The organism is Sulfitobacter sp. NFXS29, from assembly GCF_040148765.1.
Lineage (GTDB): Bacteria > Pseudomonadota > Alphaproteobacteria > Rhodobacterales > Rhodobacteraceae > Sulfitobacter.
The window spans coordinates 654,695-671,736 of record NZ_JAGDED010000001.1; the positions used below are offsets into that span (position 1 = coordinate 654,695).

The 17,042-nt window shown below is 61.8% G+C and carries 18 protein-coding genes; 7 read left to right on the forward strand and 11 right to left on the reverse strand.

Translation table 11 applies throughout. The features are described from left to right. The first annotated feature begins 113 nt into the window (after positions 1-113). On the forward strand, positions 114-917 hold the full coding sequence (locus J3456_RS03225) for a PRC-barrel domain-containing protein (protein ID WP_349578872.1): 804 nt from the start codon (positions 114-116) through the stop codon (positions 915-917). Between the two features lie 77 nt (positions 918-994). On the opposite strand, the gene cobS is transcribed toward J3456_RS03225, so the two are convergent. Together cobS and J3456_RS03235 are read right to left on the reverse strand one after the other, a co-directional pair. Then, positions 995-1,981 carry a cobaltochelatase subunit CobS gene (cobS, locus tag J3456_RS03230; RefSeq protein ID WP_349578873.1) on the reverse strand — a complete coding sequence of 329 codons (987 nt, stop codon included), beginning with the start codon at positions 1,979-1,981 and terminating at the stop codon, positions 995-997. Positions 1,982-2,111: 130 nt separating this feature from the next. After that, positions 2,112-2,738, reverse strand: a complete 627-nt coding sequence (locus J3456_RS03235; RefSeq protein WP_067625492.1) for a J domain-containing protein — start codon at positions 2,736-2,738, stop codon at positions 2,112-2,114. A gap of 77 nt (positions 2,739-2,815) precedes the next feature. On the opposite strand from J3456_RS03235, the gene J3456_RS03240 reads away from it, so the two are divergent. Continuing rightward, positions 2,816-3,073 (forward strand): BolA family protein, encoded by a 258-nt coding sequence (locus J3456_RS03240; RefSeq protein ID WP_067625489.1) that lies wholly within the window; start codon positions 2,816-2,818, stop codon positions 3,071-3,073. 9 nt (positions 3,074-3,082) lie between these two features. Here J3456_RS03240 and J3456_RS03245 read toward each other — a convergent pair whose 3' ends face one another. The 5 genes from J3456_RS03245 to J3456_RS03265 form a co-directional block, all read right to left on the reverse strand. Next, the gene (locus tag J3456_RS03245; protein ID WP_349578874.1) at positions 3,083-3,592 is read right to left on the reverse strand and encodes a DUF4177 domain-containing protein; all 510 of its coding nucleotides are present in this window, start codon (positions 3,590-3,592) and stop codon (positions 3,083-3,085) included. Positions 3,593-3,637: 45 nt separating this feature from the next. After that, positions 3,638-4,123: a thioesterase family protein gene (locus J3456_RS03250; protein ID WP_349578875.1), complete on the reverse strand. Its 486-nt coding sequence runs from the start codon at positions 4,121-4,123 to the stop codon at positions 3,638-3,640. Further along, positions 4,120-5,634, reverse strand: coding sequence for an Asp-tRNA(Asn)/Glu-tRNA(Gln) amidotransferase subunit GatB (gene gatB / locus J3456_RS03255; RefSeq protein ID WP_120351361.1), 1,515 nt, complete (start codon positions 5,632-5,634; stop codon positions 4,120-4,122). Before gatB ends, J3456_RS03250 begins: the two co-directional genes overlap by 4 nt. A gap of 71 nt (positions 5,635-5,705) precedes the next feature. Then, entirely contained in the window at positions 5,706-6,467 is a 762-nt protein-coding gene (locus tag J3456_RS03260) for a hypothetical protein (RefSeq protein WP_349578876.1), read from the reverse strand. A 9-nt stretch (positions 6,468-6,476) separates the two neighbouring features. Continuing rightward, positions 6,477-6,980, reverse strand: coding sequence for a hypothetical protein (locus J3456_RS03265; RefSeq protein WP_349578877.1), 504 nt, complete (start codon positions 6,978-6,980; stop codon positions 6,477-6,479). A gap of 242 nt (positions 6,981-7,222) precedes the next feature. On the opposite strand from J3456_RS03265, the gene J3456_RS03270 reads away from it, so the two are divergent. Further along, complete coding sequence (locus tag J3456_RS03270; RefSeq protein ID WP_349578878.1) at positions 7,223-7,975, forward strand: lysozyme family protein; 753 nt, start codon at positions 7,223-7,225, stop codon at positions 7,973-7,975. Between the two features lies 1 nt (position 7,976). Here J3456_RS03270 and J3456_RS03275 read toward each other — a convergent pair whose 3' ends face one another. Next, on the reverse strand, positions 7,977-8,408 hold the full coding sequence (locus tag J3456_RS03275) for a hypothetical protein (RefSeq protein WP_349578879.1): 432 nt from the start codon (positions 8,406-8,408) through the stop codon (positions 7,977-7,979). A 22-nt stretch (positions 8,409-8,430) separates the two neighbouring features. Then, the gene (pepN, locus tag J3456_RS03280; protein ID WP_349578880.1) at positions 8,431-10,989 is read right to left on the reverse strand and encodes an aminopeptidase N; all 2,559 of its coding nucleotides are present in this window, start codon (positions 10,987-10,989) and stop codon (positions 8,431-8,433) included. Positions 10,990-11,092: 103 nt separating this feature from the next. Between pepN and J3456_RS03285 the strand changes: the two genes are divergently transcribed. The 3 genes from J3456_RS03285 to J3456_RS03295 all read left to right on the forward strand — a co-directional run bounded on the left by J3456_RS03285 (position 11,093) and on the right by J3456_RS03295 (position 14,409). Further along, positions 11,093-11,317 carry a hypothetical protein gene (locus J3456_RS03285; protein ID WP_349578881.1) on the forward strand — a complete coding sequence of 75 codons (225 nt, stop codon included), beginning with the start codon at positions 11,093-11,095 and terminating at the stop codon, positions 11,315-11,317. A 91-nt stretch (positions 11,318-11,408) separates the two neighbouring features. Then, complete coding sequence (locus J3456_RS03290) at positions 11,409-13,568, forward strand: malate synthase G (protein ID WP_349578882.1); 2,160 nt, start codon at positions 11,409-11,411, stop codon at positions 13,566-13,568. Between the two features lie 58 nt (positions 13,569-13,626). Beyond that, positions 13,627-14,409, forward strand: a complete 783-nt coding sequence (locus tag J3456_RS03295; protein ID WP_349578883.1) for a gamma-glutamyl-gamma-aminobutyrate hydrolase family protein — start codon at positions 13,627-13,629, stop codon at positions 14,407-14,409. A gap of 205 nt (positions 14,410-14,614) precedes the next feature. On the opposite strand, the gene J3456_RS03300 is transcribed toward J3456_RS03295, so the two are convergent. Continuing rightward, positions 14,615-15,199 (reverse strand): REP-associated tyrosine transposase, encoded by a 585-nt coding sequence (locus J3456_RS03300; protein WP_349578884.1) that lies wholly within the window; start codon positions 15,197-15,199, stop codon positions 14,615-14,617. 44 nt (positions 15,200-15,243) lie between these two features. Further along, entirely contained in the window at positions 15,244-15,996 is a 753-nt protein-coding gene (locus tag J3456_RS03305; RefSeq protein ID WP_132444488.1) for an SDR family NAD(P)-dependent oxidoreductase, read from the reverse strand. A 233-nt stretch (positions 15,997-16,229) separates the two neighbouring features. Between J3456_RS03305 and J3456_RS03310 the strand changes: the two genes are divergently transcribed. After that, positions 16,230-16,946 carry a porin gene (locus J3456_RS03310; RefSeq protein WP_349578885.1) on the forward strand — a complete coding sequence of 239 codons (717 nt, stop codon included), beginning with the start codon at positions 16,230-16,232 and terminating at the stop codon, positions 16,944-16,946. The last annotated feature ends 96 nt before the right edge of the window (positions 16,947-17,042 follow it).

Below are 17,042 nucleotides of genomic sequence, written 5' to 3' on the forward strand. Positions count from 1 at the left end.
GTACCCGCTGAGCGGGAACCCCCACCCGCAGATCGGCATTTCCCCAGCAGTCGACGCACCGGTGCCTCTCTGAACCCTGGCAGCAACGCGTCTCAGCAAGTAGGAGTAAGGAAATGACCAATTTTATGCAACATGCGAGCCGTCTGGCCATGATCGCTGTCTTGGGGGCTGCGCCTTTGGCTGCCACGGCACAGGATGCGACAAAACCCGCATCAGAGGAGGCCACTGCCGAAGCGCCGCAGACCGATGAGGCCACACAGAGCAGCGAGGCCACAGCCAGCGGTGATGCAGTCGAGGCCGAGACTGACACCGACACTGCCGAAGCGCCGGAGGGCGATGCGGAATTGGAGGCCGACATCGCCACGGCACCTGACACGGACGCCGCGACTGACAGTGCCGAAGCATCGGCCACGAGTGAGCCAATATCCGAAGACACGGCAGAGGCCCCGGCAACGGAGCCGTTGGGCGATACCGTCGCCCCCGCTGACACAACCGCCGAGGCGCCGGCAGAAGAGCCTGCAAAGCCGGTTGAAGGTCAGATCACCATGCAGAGCGAGAACACGATCCTCGCCGACGATCTGATTGGCAGCAACGTCTATTCCGACGCAGGTGAAAAGATCGGCGATGTAGATGACCTGATCGTCAATCTTGATGGCACCGTCGAAGGTGTCGTGATCGGTGTCGGTGGTTTCCTCGGCATGGGTGAAAAATGGGTTGCCGTGAAAATGGACAGCCTGTCGACCATGACTGACGAAAGCGGCACGCTGCGTCTGGTATCCTCGGCCACCAAGACCGACCTTGAAGCCGCAGAGGCCTTTAAGACCGCGCAGGATATGGAGGCCGAGCAGCAAGCGCTTGAAAATGCTGCCCCGCAAGACCCCAATGCGGTCACCACTGAGCCCGCACCTGTCAACTAAGTACGGGGCCACAGCCTGAACGACAAAGGGGCGCTGATATCAGCGCCCCTTTATTTTTGGTTGGTGGTGTGAGCGGCTTAGCCCAAGCTGAGGCTGGCCGCGCTTTCGGGCAGTTCCTCGTCAAACAGACGCTGGTAGAACTCGGCCACGGTCTGGCGCTCCAACTCATCGCATTTGTTGAGGAAGGACAGGCGGAAAGCATAGCCGACATTGCGGAAAATTTCAGCGTTCTGGGCCCATGCGATCACGGTACGGGGCGACATCACGGTGGACAGTTCGCCGTTCATGAAGGCGGTCCGTGTGAGGTCTGCCACAGTCACCATCTGCTTGAGCGTCTTACGGCCCTTTTCGGTGTTGTAATGCGGGTTTTTGGCTAGAACGATGGCGGTCTCGGCGTCGATGCTGAGGTAGTTCAGCGTGGCAACGAGGCTCCAACGGTCCATCTGCGCCTGGTTGATCTGCTGGGTGCCGTGGTAAAGGCCGGTGGTATCGCCCAGACCCACAGTGTTGGCCGTCGCAAAGAGACGGAAATAGGGGTGCGGGGTGATGATCTCGTTCTGATCCATCAGGGTTAGCTTACCATCATGTTCCAGCACACGCTGGATCACGAACATCACATCGGCGCGGCCCGCATCGTATTCATCAAAGACGATGGCGGTCGGGTTGCGCAGCGCCCAAGGCAGGATGCCCTCGTGGAATTCGGTGACCTGCTTGCCGTCGCGCAGTTTGATCGCGTCCTTGCCGATCAGGTCGATCCGGCTGATGTGACTGTCGAGGTTGACGCGCACAGTGGGCCAGTTCAGCAGCGCGGCGACCTGTTCGATATGGGTCGATTTGCCGGTGCCGTGGTAGCCTTGGATCATGACGCGGCGGTTGTGGGTGAAACCTGCGAGGATCGCCAGCGTGGTGTCAGGGTCGAACTTATAGGTGCTGTCGATGTCCGGCACGCGGCTGGTGCGCTGCGGGAAACCCTTGACGACCATATCAGAGTCGATGCCAAAGACATCGCGCACCGAGAGTTCTTCGGTGGGTTTCATGTCATGTTCCAGTGCACCGTCGGCCATCGCTCGTCATCCTTTTCGTTAGGCGCGCGGTCGGGGCCGCGCGCGTATCTGGTGCAACATATCGTGCATATCCGCAAGGGGAAGGGGCAACTGGCATTATCCGCAACCGGCCGCTGGTCCGGTCGTGGGATCAGTCCTTGAAGTTGCGGCTGCCCTTGATCTGGTCCCATGCCCAGACGACAAGCTGCAACTGCTCTTCCTGACTGCGGTCGCCGCCGTTCATATCGGGGTGCAGCACTTTGATCAGCGCTTTGTAGGCTTTGCGGACCTCGGGTTTGGTCCATGTGTCCTTGGCTTCGAGAATCTCGATCGCGCGGCGCTCGGTCGGAGGCAGGCGGCGGCCCGCTTGCTGGCCCTTGCCGGGGTTCTGGGTCGCGTTCTTGCCCAAAACCTGATGCGGGTCTTCGATGCCGAGGCGGGCCCATGCACGCTGCTCGGGGTCGCCGAGCGGCTTGGTGGCGCGTTCCCAGACCTTGTCCTTGGACATCTGAGCATTCAACTCCGCCTCGGTGGTGCCGTCAAAGAAGCTCCACTTCGCGTTGTATTCGCGGACGTGTTGCTGGCAGAACCAGAAGTAATCATCCAGCACATCGGGGGCCTTGGGCGCGCGGAACTTGCCCGGCTCATCGCAGCCCTCATGGTCGCAAATCCGGGTCGAGGTTTCCGACGCACCGGACATGCCGCGGCGGCCGCGGGGGTTTTTCTTTTTGGAGGACGACACGGACATGTCGAATCCGAAGGGATCAGCTTTTGGCATGTGGATAGACCTTTCCGACTCAGGCCGGTCACCATATACCCTGCGTCGCAGGATTGAAGGGGGCCGAGGTAAAAAACATGTCGACAACACAAGAGATTTCAGACCGGCTGGAAGCCGCTTTTGCGCCGCGAGAATTGGATGTGGTAGATGACAGCGAAAGCCATCGCGGTCACGCCGGGTTTCAAGAAGGGGGCGAAAGCCACTTCAACGTGCGCATCCGCTCAGAGCGTTTCAAGGGTCAGAACCGGCTGGCGCGGCACCGTGCGGTGCACAGCGCCTTGGGGCCGGATCTGATGGGGCGCATTCATGCGCTGGCGCTTGATCTGGACGAATAAGGCCCGCGTTTAGGGCTTTGATTTATCGTCGTCTTCGTCGGTTTTATCCGGCGAAGAAACGTCCGGCGTTTGCTCTGTCGCGGTGCCGGAGAGGAACGCAGGTGGCGTTGCCAGCTTGGCGGGTTCCTCTTTGGCGGGCTCCACCTTTGTAGGCGCGTCATCATCGGGCGTGATAGAGGCAGGCGCATCGGCCCGAAGCGCCGTCTCGTCGCCCTCAATTGTGGCGGACAATGCAGGCGTTGCAGCGGCGGGGGGCAGCAGATCGCCGTCCTCTGGCTGGCTGCTCGCGCTGGCCAAGCGGCGGAACACCAGCACATTGCGCCACTCGGTGGTGGTCGAGGTCAGACCAGAGCGTTCTTGCGAGGGCAATGTCTCAGCCCGCTGGTACTCCCAGCCCTCAGCGGCCTGTTCGTTCAGGCACTCTTCCAACGTATTGGCAAAGCGCGCTTCGGGGGCTTTCAGACCTTTGGCTTTCTGCCCTTTGGTGGGGGCGGGAAGGATCTTGTATTCGTAGCGCATAGGGGCCTCGGCTGGGTTGGCGACATGAGCCGCGTCAGGTGAGTTTCAGGCGGATTTGCGGCGGATGCCGATGCGGCGACCGGCCTGCGCCGGTGTGGGCAATTTGGCATGGCTGCGGCGCATCGCGTCAAGACGTGTCAGGATATGCTGCGGCATCGGTGCGACACGCGGGCCAGATTGGTCCACATGCAGCGTTAACCCTTCGGCGGTGGCGGCGAGCCAGCCATCGACGTGCCACAGCTCTTGAAAGCTGTGAAACCGCTTCTCATCATGGTCGAGCAATTGGAAGGTGGTGTAGACGCGGTCACCCTCATGCAATTCGCGCAGGTAGCAGACGTGGAATTCGGCCACATAGGTGGTGCAGCCCGTGCGTTGATACTCCGGCCCCAGCCCAATGTCGCCATAGGCTTGGTCAACGCCCTGATCGAACAGGACGTTGTAATAGGCCATGTTTAAATGACCGTTGAAATCAATCCATTCGGGGAGAACCTTCATCTCGCTCGAACGGAAGGGGGCCGGGGTCTCGCTCATTGCTGGGCGAGCTTGCGCGACACGATTTCGTTGACCGCCTTGGGGTTGGCCTTGCCGCCCGTGGCTTTCATCACCTGACCAACGAACCAACCCGCAAGTTTCGGGTTCTGCTGCGCCTTGGCGACCTGATCGGGGTTGGCGGCGATGATTTCATCCACTGCCGTTTCAATCGCCCCGGTGTCTGTGACCTGCTTGAGGCCCTCAGTCTCCACGATCTCTGCCGGGTCACGGCCAGTTGTGTAGGTGATTTCAAAGACTTCCTTGGCGATCTTGCCGGAAATCGCATCTGACGCGATCAGATCGACGATGCTGCCAAGCTGCGCCGGGGTGACCGGGCTTTCGGTGATGCCCTTGTCGTCTTTCTTAAGACGCCCGAAGAGTTCGTTGATCACCCAGTTCGCCGCCATCTTGCCATCGCGCCCCTGCGCCACGGCCTCAAAGTAGCCCGCGCTGTCGAGATCGGCGGTCAGCACGGAGGCGTCATAGTCGCTCAGGCCAAAGTCACCGATGAAACGCGCTTTCTTTTGGTCCGGCAGTTCCGGCAGGTTTGCGGCAATCTCGTCCACCCAGGCCTGCTCGATTTCCAGTGGCAGCAGATCGGGGTCGGGGAAATAGCGGTAGTCATGCGCTTCTTCTTTGGAACGCATGGAGCGGGTTTCTTGCTTGTCTGGGTCGAAAAGGCGCGTTTCCTGCACCACTTCGCCACCCGCCTCGACAATCGCGATCTGGCGTTTGGCTTCGACTTCGATGGCCTGCTGGATAAAGCGCATGGAGTTCATGTTCTTGATCTCGCAGCGGGTACCCAGATGGCTGAAATCCTGCGTTTCTTGATATTTCTCGTACTGGCCCACGCGGCAGATCGACACGTTCACGTCAGCACGCATCGCGCCCGACTGCATGTCGCCGTTGCAAGTGCCAAGATAGCGCAGGATTTGGCGCAGTTTTCCAAGGTAGGCGGCGGCCTCTTCGGGGCCGCGAATGTCGGGGCGCGAGACGATCTCCATCAGGCAGACGCCGGTCCGGTTGAGGTCCACGAAAGACATATTCGGGTCCATGTCGTGGATCGATTTGCCTGCGTCCTGTTCCATATGGATGCGCTCGATCCGCACGAGCCGCGCGGTGCCGTCGCCAATCTCGACCAGCACTTCGCCTTCGCCGACGATGGGCTCGTAAAGCTGGCTGATCTGATAGCCCTGCGGCAAGTCGGGGTAGAAGTAGTTCTTGCGGTCGAAAGCGGATTTCAGGTTGATCTCGGCCTTGAGGCCCAGCCCGGTGCGCACGGCCTGTTCGACGCAATATTCGTTGATCACCGGTAGCATGCCGGGCATCGCGGCATCGACGAAGGCCACGTTGCTGTTGGGCTCCGCGCCGAATTTGGTCGAGGCGCCGGAGAAGAGTTTCGCGTTCGACGCGACCTGCGCGTGCACCTCCATCCCGATGACCAGTTCCCAGTCATGTTTGGCACCGGCAATCACGCGCGGTTTCGGGGTGTCGTAACTCAGATCAAGCATCGCGGCCGCCTTCGGTCAATTGGAACTTGGCCGGTCATACTGGAGCGCACCACGCGCTTCAAGAGGCAGGCTTAGCCCGGCATGGCAATCTGGCGGCGACCTTCGGTGAAAATGACCCGTTTGCCCGCTTCGATCTCGCGTTGGAACAGGCCGGTGATGATGCGCATCGCCTCATCCCGGCCCGAGGCGGCAAAGCGCCGGGCGGAGCGTACGCGCAGGTTGTTGTCGAAGCCGCGCGCGGCATGGGCCCAGAGCATCGGGTGCAGTTCCGTCATATGATCCCGGACGATCCAGCGGGCGCAATCGGCGATCTCGGCGCGCACGGCCCCTGCGGCATCTTCGGACGGGGTGGCTTGACCGATGGCGCTGGCACAATAGGCGGCCAACAGGTTGGCGGTATGCGGATCGGGGCGACGCGCGAGGATATCGCGCAGCCCTTCGATGAAAAACGGCACATCAAGATTGACACAGGCCCGCGCATCGCAGCTGATCGCGTCGAATTGCACCCATGTATAGCCGCCCGCGCCCCATGTCTCTTCGGTCCGCGCGGCAGTGCGACGGGCTTCGAGTTCCAATTGGTCATATGAGCCATGCCACCGCGGCAGAAGGTGGTTGCCCATGGCCCGCATGGGGCGCGGGTTATCGGGGTTAAGGTCGATGAGCTGCGCGTAGCGGTCGGCCACGGCGCGGGCGTCACCGCCTGTTCCCCCCAGTAGGGCACAGTGCGTCGCCGCGAGCAGGGGCGAGGCGGCTGTGTCCTTGTCGAATGGCGCGAGGATCTGCTCAGCGCGTTCAAAATGCGCCGCAAAGGCCGCGTGGTTGCGGGCGGGCACGTCGCGGTCCTAGCCCGTGCCGCGCCAAGCCCAGCCGATGTCCATATGCGCTTGGGCCACGATGGCCGCGATCACGGGGCTTTCGGCATGGTCGGCGAGCACATGTTCCAAGGCTTCGATCCCGGCCATCAGTGGCGCATCAATGGCCGGTTTGCCGTCATAGAGCGCATGTTCGGCAGCAAGAATCACATCCGCGCGGGCGCCAAAGGCCATCAGTTCGGCCACCGGCATGGCGCCCGGTGTCATTTCGCGGCGCATATCGGCGTCATGCAGCAGGGTTGCCATCTCATCCCAGCGTTCTTGGCGCACCAGCCATTGCGCGCGGTATTGGTGGCGGTCGCGCTGCATCTCTTCGGCCGTAGGGTCGGGGCAGGAAATGCGCAGCAGGGCGTCGCGCGGCGCACGGCGGCGCAGCAGTGGCATTTCCAGCGGTTCAAGCTCGGGCGCTTGGGGCGCAGGATTGCCAAAAAATCCCTGCAAGGCGGACGGGATCATATGCGAAAGTTTCTTCATCTGGGGGCCGGTCCTGCCTGCTGTTTGTCGATGATTTAGGTTTGACCGGGCAATGGGGCGGAACCGTGTCAGGGGTGCGGAGCTTTCGGGAAAATTCTGCAGCGGGGGCGGACAGAAGAGCGCTGCCACAGGCCACAATCTGGCGTGGGGGCGGCGCGCTGTTTCCCGATCAGAGGAAATCTGCCGATCTTGCGAGGCCGTCATGCTTGCCAACGGTGCTTTGGGGCGGTCTTATGCGCGCCATGAGACCTGCCATAATTGCCCTGCTGCTCTGCACGAGCCCCACATTGCTTTGGGCCGAGCTTCCCAAACAACCCGCCCCCGTGGTGGAGGTGGATAACGTGGTGCAGACCGCCGCGACCTCTTTGTCTTTCCCCGATGCGGTGGAGGCTGACGAGGAACCGCCCGCGCTAGAAACCGCGCCGTTCACCACAACGCTGCGCCCGCCTGCGCGCCCGGGCAATCTGCCGCGCACGCGCTGGCAACATATGCGGGGGCATTCGCTTTGGACGCGGGCCGCGATCTCGGCGCTCAAATCTCATGGCAAGCCATTGGTGGATATGGTGCCTGCCGATGTGCAGGAATGGTGCCCCGCCTATCCGGAGGCATCCGACAGCCAGCGGCGCGCCTTTTGGGTCGGCTTCATGTCGACGCTGGCGAAACATGAAAGCACCTATCGGTCTTGGGCCGTGGGTGGGGGCGGTCGGTGGTATGGGCTGTTGCAAATTCTGCCGGGCACGGCGCGCGGCTATAAGTGTAACGTCGGCAGTGGTGATGCGCTCAAGAACGGGGCTGCGAATCTCAGCTGTGCCGTGCGGATCATGGCGACGACGGTGCCGCGGGACGGGGTGATTGCCGGAAACGGCAAGCGCGGTGTCGGAGCCGATTGGGGGCCGATGCGCAGCGCGTCCAAACGGGCGGATATGTCTCGCTGGCTGCGGCAACAGTCCTATTGCAAACCGTTGAACGCGACACGGCCCCGCAGCCGTCCGTAAATCATTGGATCAGCGTAAAGTGGTGCCGCTCTGTGGTGATGCCGCGCGCATGTAGCGCGGTTTCCAGTGCGCGGTGCGCTGGGGTGGCCTCGAAGGGCAGTTTGATTTTGCGGCCCGTCTTTAGGACCACCGTGGCGCGGACCGACATATCAAGCCGCGTATCAAGCCGAACGTGGTCGATCTGCGCCAGCGCAATTTTCGCGTCACGCTTGCCAGTGACCCATGACAGATTACCGTCGTCGAGCGTCAAGCCGCTGACGGGATTGGTAAAAAGCTCCCAAAGCGCAGGCAGGGTGAAGAGCCCCAATAGCCCCACAAGCCAGCCCGAAGCATCAAGCCAGAGCCACCCCGCGCCGAGGGCCGCCCAGATCGTGGGCAACACCAGCAGCGCCGTCCGGCTGCGGGCATGGCGGCGGTAGGTATAGGCCGCCATGCCTTCTGTCTGGGGCGCCGCGTCAGGCACCGCGAATGCGGCTAAGCATCTCTGACGTGTCCCGGCTGAGATCGGCGCTGGCGAGGATGCGGTCGAGTTGAGTCTCGATCATCTCTTGCCGCGCCATGTCGTAGCGCCGCCATGTCTGGAAGGCCGAACACATCCGCGCCGTGGTCTGCGGGTTCACCGGGTCGAGTTTGATCAGCCAATCCGCCAGCAGCGCGTAGCCTTTGCCGCTTTCGTGGTGGAACCCGGCATGATGCATGGCAAGGCTGCCAAAGACCGCGCGGAAGCGGTTGGGGTTCTTCCAGTTGAAATCGGCGTGTTCGGTAAGCCTGCGCGCCACCTCGGCGGCCTCTTCCGGTGCGGCTTGGCTGACTTGCAGCCCGAACCATTTGTCCATCACCAAACGGTCATCGCGCCACTTGGCTTCGAAATCCTCCAACGCCTTGTCGCCATGGCCTGCGCGCAGCAATGCGGCCAGCGCGCTGAGTTGCTGGGTCATGTTGTCGGCCTGATCGTACTGCGCCTGCGCGCGCTCTGGCCCCTGCACGCGGGTCAGCAAGGCGAGGGCGGCATTGGTCAGCGCGCGTTTGCCCGACTGCGCGGCATTGGGTTGATAGGGGGCGCCCACCTTATGCCGATCATAAAGCTCACTCAGCAGGGGGGCGAAACGCTCGGCCATGGCATCGCGCGTGGTTTCCACCGCTTGATGGATCGCCGCCGGATCCGGGGTCTTGCCCGCGTCATGAAGGGTGCTGGCCAAATCGGCATGGCTGGGCAGGCCCAGCATCAGTGCGCGGTAGGCAGGCTCCAACGCTTCATCCTCCAGTACCGCCTGCAGTGCTGCGAGCCATTCATCATCCGGTGCGCTGTCTTCGGTGATCGTGGCCAGCAAGGATTGCCGCGCCAAGGTGCGCCCGGCCTCCCACCGGTTGAACGGATCGCTGTCATGGGCAAGCAGCAGCAGGCGCTCTTCTTTCGAGAGGTCTTGGTCCAGCACCACCGGAGCGGAGAAGCCCCGCAGCACCGAGGCCACCGGGCGCGCATCCAGCCCGCCGAAGGCAAAGCTTTGCTCCGCTTCGGTCATTTCCAGCACGCGAGAGGGGGCCACTTCGGCCCCGTCCGCGCCGATCAGCCCCACGGTGATGGGCAGAACCTGCGGCTTGGGCTCAGGCGTGGCTGCGCTGGGCGGGGTGTGCTGAGTGAAGGTCAGCGTGAAAATGCCTTTTCCCGCGTCCCATGCCTCTGTCACCGACAGACGCGGCGTGCCCGCTTGCGCATACCAGCGTTTGAACTGGGTAAGGTCACGGCCTGTGGTGTCTTCGAACACCTTTAGCCAATCTTCGATCGTTGCCGCATCGCCATCGTGACGCTCGAAATAGAGGTCCAGCGCCTTGGCATAGGCGTCATCGCCCACCAAGGTCTTGAGCATACCGATCACCTCGGCGCCCTTCTCATAGACGGTGGCGGTGTAGAAGTTGTTGATCTCCTGAAAGCTTTCCGGCCGCACCGGATGGGCCAGCGGGCCTTGATCCTCGGCGAATTGACGGCCCCGCAGATCGATCACATCGCTGATCCGTTTCACCGCCGGAGAACGCATGTCAGAGGTGAACTGGCTGTCGCGGTAGACCGTCAGCCCTTCCTTTAGACACAGTTGGAACCAATCGCGGCAGGTGATGCGGTTGCCAGTCCAGTTGTGGAAATACTCATGCGCGATGATCGCCTCGATCCGCTCAAAATTGTCATCCGTCGACGTCTCGGGCGAGGCGAGAACGGCGGCGGAGTTGAAGATGTTCAGCCCCTTGTTCTCCATCGCGCCCATGTTGAAATCATCCACCGCGACGATATTGAAGATGTCGAGATCGTATTCGCGGCCATAGACCTCTTCATCCCATTTCATCGACGCCTTTAGCGCCTCCATCCCAAAGGCACATTTGCCCTCATCGCCGGGGCGCACATAGAGGTTTAGATCGACGTCCCGGCCCGACATGGTGGTAAAGCGGTCGGAATGGGCAACCAGATCGCCCGCCACCAGCGCAAAAAGATAGGCAGGCTTTGGCCATGGGTCATGCCACTCGGCATGGTTCTGCCCCTGTGCCACCGGGTTGCCGTTGGACAAGAGCACCGGATGCGGTCCGTTGACGGTGACGGTAAAGATACTCATCACATCGGGGCGATCGGGGGAATAGGTGATCTTGCGAAAGCCTTCAGCCTCGCACTGGGTGCAATACATCCCACCCGACATATAAAGCCCTTCGAGGGCGGTGTTGCCCTTGGGATCAATCTCAACCTCGGCTTCCCAGATAAAGGGGCCATCTGGCACATCGCAGGTCAAACCCCGCTCCGTCACCTTCGGGGAGACGGGCTTGCCGTCAATCTGCGCGGAAATCAGCTTGAGCTCTTCACCATGGAGGAAAAATTCCGCCGTCTGCGCCGCAGGATTTGGGCGAAAGGCGATGCGGCTTTTGACCCGCGTCTTGTGGGGATCAAGCTCAAAGGTCAGTGCCACCTCATCCACAAGGAAGCCGAACGGCTGATAGTCGCTGAGATAGATCGTTTGGGGGGTGGCGTCGCGCATTGGGCCTCCAGTCGGGGGAACGTAATTGGTCTGGGAAAGGTTATGTCTCTAGAAGGCGGCCTGCAAGCCGAGCCGCCCCAACTTCGAGCAATGAGGTGTATCCATGTCTGCCCCCGACACCGATACCGAAACGCAGAAGAAACGTCATCGCCCCGCTTTGATCGGTATCAAAACCGCTATCATCGCGGGCGCGCTATTGATGATCGCTGGCATCGTTTACGCGGTGTTGCAGGCCACCGACCCTTCGCCAGAAGGAGAGGTACAGCCCGTGGACGGCCCGGCGGACGCCGAACCTGTGATTGCCACCCCGGAGCCGGCGGTAAAATAACGCCACGCTTCGCCGTCCTTCACGCGCTTGCGCCGCTTAGCCTTTCTGCTAGACATTTCGCAAAGGTATTCAGCGCGGGAGAGGGCAGAGAATGACGGGTAGAATTGACAAAAACGGTTTGCAGGTAGACCCCGAACTGGTTGAGTTCATTGAGGAATCGGCCCTGCCGGGCACCGATGTCGAGGCGGATGTTTTCTGGGCGGGCCTGTCGCACCTCGTGCATGATCTGGGGCCGAAGAACCGCGCGCTGCTTGAGAAGCGTGCCGAGCTTCAGGCCAAAATCGACGACTGGCACCGCACCCGCGCGGGTCAGCCGCATGACGCGGAAAGCTATACCGCATTCCTGCGCGAGATTGGTTATCTCTTGCCCGAAGGGCCGGATTTTCAGATTGAGACGCAGAACGTCGACCCCGAGATCGCACAGGTGCCCGGGCCGCAGCTTGTGGTGCCGATTACCAATGCTCGTTTCGCGCTTAACGCCGCCAATGCGCGCTGGGGGAGCCTTTATGATGCGTTCTACGGCACAGATGCGCTGGGGGACCTGCCGACGGGCAAGGGCTATGACGCCGACCGTGGAGCGCGGGTGGTGGCGCGGGCAAAAGCCTTCTTGGATGACGCGGTGCCGCTCTCTGCGGGCAGCCACGCAGATTTGGCGGGCTACCGCGTTGTGGACGGGCATGTCGAAGGTGTGATGTCTCAGGATGCGGCCCCCTGCGGTTTGGCCGATCCGGCGCAGTTTGCGGGCTACCGGGGCGCGGCAGAAGCGCCAGATGCGATCCTCTTGCGCAACAACGGGCTGCATATTGAGATCAAGATCGACCCGGACCATGCGATTGGCAAAGACGATCCCGCCAGCGTCGCCGATGTGGTCATCGAATCCGCGCTGTCGACCATCATGGACTGCGAAGACAGCGTCGCGGCAGTGGACGCTGAGGATAAGGTGCTGGCCTATGGCAACTGGCTGGGGCTGATGAAGGGCGATCTTGCAGAAACCTTTGAAAAGGGTGGACAGACCGTCACCCGCCGCATGGCCGATGATCGGAGCTATACCGCGCCGGATGGCGGTGAAGTGACGCTGAAGGGCCGCTCTCTGATGCTGGTTCGCAATGTCGGCCATCTAATGACCAATCCTGCCGTGCTCGACCGCGCGGGGCATGAGATCGGCGAAGGGCTGATGGATGCCATGATCACCACATTGATCGCGATCCACGACCTTAAGCGCGAAGGCGGCAATTCGGTCACCGGCAGCGTCTATGTGGTGAAACCCAAGATGCATGGACCCGAGGAAGTGGCCTTTGCCGATGAGATTTTCACCCATGTGGAAAAGACGCTCGGCCTGCCGCAATATACTGTGAAGCTGGGCATCATGGACGAAGAGCGCCGCACCAGTGCGAACCTCGCCGAATGTATTCGGGCCGCGAAACATCGTGTGGCCTTTATCAACACCGGTTTTCTTGACCGCACAGGGGACGAAATCCACACCAGCATGGAAGCCGGGCCGATGGTGCCCAAGGGCGAGATGAAAAACAGCGCTTGGATCGCCGCCTATGAAGACCGCAATGTCGACATCGGCCTTGCCTGCGGGTTGCAGGGGCGGGCGCAGATCGGCAAGGGCATGTGGGCCATGCCCGACCGTATGGCCGAGATGCTGCAGGCCAAGATCGGCCACCCCCAATCCGGTGCCAACTGCGCATGGGTGCCATCGCCCACGGCGGCCACGCTACATGCCACGCATTACCACAAGATTGACGTGTTGGCGCGGCAAGAAGAGATCAAAGAGGGCGGCGCGCGTGGGACACTCGACGCGCTGTTGACCATCCCGGTGCTGGAAGGCCGCAACCTCAGCACCGAAGAAATCACCCGCGAGATCGAGAACAACGCGCAGGGTATTCTGGGCTATGTCGTCCGCTGGATCGATCAGGGGGTCGGCTGCTCCAAAGTGCCCGACATCAACGATGTGGGCCTCATGGAAGACCGCGCCACCTGCCGCATCTCGGCCCAAGCGCTGGCGAATTGGCTGCATCACGGTGTTATCAGCCGCGAAGAAGCCGAGGCTGCGCTTAAAAAAATGGCAGCGGTGGTGGACCGTCAAAACGAGGGCGATCCTAGCTACCGCCCCATGGCACCGGGCTTTGACGGGGTGGCCTTTCAGGCGGCTTGCGATCTGGTGCTGAAGGGGCGCGAACAGCCCTCGGGCTATACCGAACCTGTGCTGCACGCGCGGCGTTTGGAGTTGAAGGCGCAGAGCTGAGGTTGAGGCCGCGGCGCGAAGCGCCTATGTTCGGGCCATGGTGAATAAGAGGTAACTCATGGCCCGACCCGTCGTTGGTATCATAGGCAATTCCTACCTGCTGAACGATCAATACCCCGTCCACGCGGGCGGGCAGATGAACACCGAAGCGATTGCCGAGGTCTCGGGCTGTCTGCCGCTGATTGTGCCGAGCGATCCGCGCTTTGTCTCGGTCGAGGAATTGCTGGAGGTCTGCGACGGCTTTTTGCTGACCGGCGGGCGCCCCAACGTGCATCCCGAAGAATATGGTGAGCCTGAGACAGAGGCTCATGGTGCTTTTGACCGCGCCCGCGATGCCGTGGCGCTGACGCTGGTGCGCGCCTGTGTGGCGCGCGGCCAGCCGTTCCTCGGTCTATGCCGTGGCTTTCAGGAAGTGAACGTGGCGATGGGCGGATCGCTCTACCCTGAGATTCGCGAGCTGCCCGGGCGGATGAACCACCGGATGCCCCCCGACGGCACCATGGAAGAAAAATTCGAACTGCGCCATGACGTGAGCTTTACCGAAGGCGGCGTTTTCCATCATGTGATGGGAGCATCGAAGGTGCTGACCAACACGCTGCACGGGCAGGGGATCAAGGAACCCGGCCCGCGCGTGGTGATCGACGGCCATGCGGATGACGGCACGCCCGAGGCGATCTACATCAAAGACGCGCCAGGCTTTACCCTCGCGGTGCAATGGCATCCTGAGTGGAACGCGGCCAATGACCCGGTCTCGCGCCCGCTGTTCGAACATTTCGGCGCCGCCGTGCGGGCTTGGGCTGCGGACGGCTCGGCCTTGCCAGTGATGACTGCCGCGCAGTAGGGCGGGGCGGCTGGCCGCGGGGGGGCACGGGGCGCGCGCGGCCCTCACCGAATGAGCGCGGGCCGCGTATATGCGGGCGCTGGCGGGCGGATGCCTCTCTTGCGCGGGTGCCGCGTAACGATATGAGTCCAATCCCCTGTCAAAAACGGGCCATGATAAATGGGGCCACGATACCGGCTGCCACCGTGATCTGCCGCCAAGCAAGTCAACTGTGCAGGCGGCTCGGGGGTGCGGGTGTCATCATGTGACTGAGCGGCGTCACATCATCGTCCAAGACCGCCTCCTCCGCCAGATGGTCCGCCTTCCGATCCGGTGCCGGGACCTCACGAGAACAGGCACGGGAATAGGAACTGTAGGGCCACCCCTCCGGCCGCTGGCAATATCCTGCATGCACCGGGCTGAGGTGCACGAGATCGCAGTGCCGCTCGAAATCCGCGTGATCGCGTATCCGATGCTCCCAAAACCGGCGCTGCCATATCCCTTTTTCCCCCCGTTTGATCTGCTGCAAGCTGCGATGCGGGGCTAGGGGGAGGTGTCTGGAAAAGCGCCCCTTCCACATGCCGATGCGGTTGCCGTAGTCATTATCATTCGGCGGCAGGGTCCAAACCGTGTGGATCACATCCGGTAGGACCGCGATGGCATCAATCCGGAACGGCCTGCGCGCCAAAGTCTCGCGCATCGCTTGGCGCAGGGCCGTGATATGCCGCAACAGCGCATCATCGTCCCGCTTCGCAAGGCGCAGGGTAAAGAAATAGCAATTCGGGCCATAGGATAAAACGCGGTCTCTCATGGCCCCATGTTTGGCGCAGCTTGGTTAAACTCCCCTTAACGCTGTTACATCTGCCCGCCCGCAATCTCGATCGACTGGCCGTTGACGCTTTCCGAGCCTTCGCCAACCAGCCAAGCCGCTGCCGCCGCCACTTCAGACGGGGCGATCAGGCGTTTGTGGCGGTTGGCGTTGACCATGACATCACGGGCCTTTTCCTCGGACAGCCCGGCGCGGTTGGAGATCGCTTGAGTATTGCGCGCAATGATCTCGGTATCGACATAGCCGGGGCAGAGGGCGTTGAAGGTAAAGGGCTGGCCCATGTAATCCTCACTGAGCGAACGGATCAGCCCGATCATCCCGTGTTTCGAGGCGGAGTAGCAGGCCGCCCCCGGCAGCCCGCGCAGCCCTGCCATGGAGGACACCGCGATCACTCGCCCCCAATCGGTCTGGCGCATGGATTTCAGGCTCTCGCGGATGGTGAGAAAGGCGCCATCGAGATTGGTCGCCATCATGTCGCGCCAGAAATCGAGGTCGGTCTTATGCAGCGATCGCCCCTCGGCCACGCCTGCGTTTGCCACGCAGATTTGCACCGGGCCGTTGGCCTCTACCGCGCGGGCGATCGTGTCGATGACCTGCGCCTCGTCGCGGACGTCCATCGCCATGCCGGTGATGCCATTGCCCGACACCGCGTCAAGAACCTCCTGCCGCCGCCCGGTGATGGTGACCCGCGCGCCCTTGGCGGCCAAATCCTGCGCGATGGCGAGCCCGATGCCGGTGCCACCGCCGGTGATGAATGCGTGTTTGTCTTGCAGTGTCATAATGCCTCCCCTTTGCGGGCAGGGTGGCGCGCTGGCAGCAGCAGGACAAGAGGCAGCTTCGGATGACGGGGCGTTATTTTCCGGGCAGCGCGGGCGAGAGGCGCAGGGTAGTGGCGGCGCAGACACAATTATCTCGGGCGGGCACAGCCACCCTTGCAGCCGCCCATACATTCCCTCACAGGTTGAAGCAGGTAACCTGATCACAGGGCCTTGTTTTGTATTGGAGCAGTATTATGAATTTTTCACAAATTTCCTCTATGGCGCTGGCCGCCTCCTTCGCATTGGGCGCGACAACGGCAGGCGCTGTCGAAGTCACCGGCGGGTCGGTCGGGCTGTCTTATTCGGCCTTTGCCGAGGACACCGATTTTAACCACTGGGGCCTCGAAAGCGCGATGGAACTTGGGTTCAGCCGCGATTTCAGCCTGCAAATCGATGCCGCTTACCACGATTTTGATTTCACCGATATCGATAGCACGCTGCTTGGCCTGCACGGCATCTATCACCTGAACGAAGCAACCTCTTTGGGGGCGTTCTACACTTTTGAAGACGTCGAAGGCGATGAGGCCGATATCTTTGGGGTCGAGGCTGGCTATGAAGTCCGCGAATGGGAGTTCGAAGGCTATATCGCCAATGTCGACACCGATCTGGGGGATGCCACGCTTGGCGGGATCAAAGCCCGCTATGAGATGCAGGAGGGCTTTGGCCTGACAGGCTCTTATGACATGGCCGACGATGACACCGGCGATCTGTCCCGTTTCGCAATCCGTCTTGACCGCGACGTATCGGTCAACACCAACTTGTTCCTTGAGGTCGGCTCGGCCAAGGCCGAAGCAGGCGGCGTGAACGTCTCTGAACCCTTTGTCGGTCTGGGCGGCGAGATCGCCTTTGGTGCGGATCGTGGGACCACCTTTGACCAGCGCGGGCTGGCTCGGCTGATCCCCGGTCTCTGATACCCGCGCATTGGGTTGGCGATTTGGCATGGCCTTCGGGCCATGCCATTGGCGCGGTCTAGAACGGCTGTTCTATCTGCGCTCCGAAAACAGCAA

Coding starts and splice junctions, on each gene's coding strand:
- J3456_RS03305 (WP_132444488.1), bottom strand. CDS start 15,996: ATGACACTGCAAGACAAACACGCATTCATCACCGGCGGTGGCACCGGC.
- J3456_RS03240 (WP_067625489.1), top strand. CDS start 2,816: ATGTCGACAACACAAGAGATTTCAGACCGGCTGGAAGCCGCTTTTGCG.
- J3456_RS03245 (WP_349578874.1), bottom strand. CDS start 3,592: ATGCGCTACGAATACAAGATCCTTCCCGCCCCCACCAAAGGGCAGAAA.
- cobS (WP_349578873.1), bottom strand. CDS start 1,981: ATGGCCGACGGTGCACTGGAACATGACATGAAACCCACCGAAGAACTC.
- J3456_RS03250 (WP_349578875.1), bottom strand. CDS start 4,123: ATGAGCGAGACCCCGGCCCCCTTCCGTTCGAGCGAGATGAAGGTTCTC.
- J3456_RS03300 (WP_349578884.1), bottom strand. CDS start 15,199: ATGAGAGACCGCGTTTTATCCTATGGCCCGAATTGCTATTTCTTTACC.
- J3456_RS03310 (WP_349578885.1), top strand. CDS start 16,230: ATGAATTTTTCACAAATTTCCTCTATGGCGCTGGCCGCCTCCTTCGCA.
- J3456_RS03265 (WP_349578877.1), bottom strand. CDS start 6,980: ATGAAGAAACTTTCGCATATGATCCCGTCCGCCTTGCAGGGATTTTTT.
- J3456_RS03235 (WP_067625492.1), bottom strand. CDS start 2,738: ATGCCAAAAGCTGATCCCTTCGGATTCGACATGTCCGTGTCGTCCTCC.
- J3456_RS03285 (WP_349578881.1), top strand. CDS start 11,093: ATGTCTGCCCCCGACACCGATACCGAAACGCAGAAGAAACGTCATCGC.
- pepN (WP_349578880.1), bottom strand. CDS start 10,989: ATGCGCGACGCCACCCCCCAAACGATCTATCTCAGCGACTATCAGCCG.
- J3456_RS03225 (WP_349578872.1), top strand. CDS start 114: ATGACCAATTTTATGCAACATGCGAGCCGTCTGGCCATGATCGCTGTC.
- J3456_RS03275 (WP_349578879.1), bottom strand. CDS start 8,408: ATGGCGGCCTATACCTACCGCCGCCATGCCCGCAGCCGGACGGCGCTG.
- gatB (WP_120351361.1), bottom strand. CDS start 5,634: ATGCTTGATCTGAGTTACGACACCCCGAAACCGCGCGTGATTGCCGGT.
- J3456_RS03290 (WP_349578882.1), top strand. CDS start 11,409: ATGACGGGTAGAATTGACAAAAACGGTTTGCAGGTAGACCCCGAACTG.
- J3456_RS03295 (WP_349578883.1), top strand. CDS start 13,627: ATGGCCCGACCCGTCGTTGGTATCATAGGCAATTCCTACCTGCTGAAC.
- J3456_RS03270 (WP_349578878.1), top strand. CDS start 7,223: ATGAGACCTGCCATAATTGCCCTGCTGCTCTGCACGAGCCCCACATTG.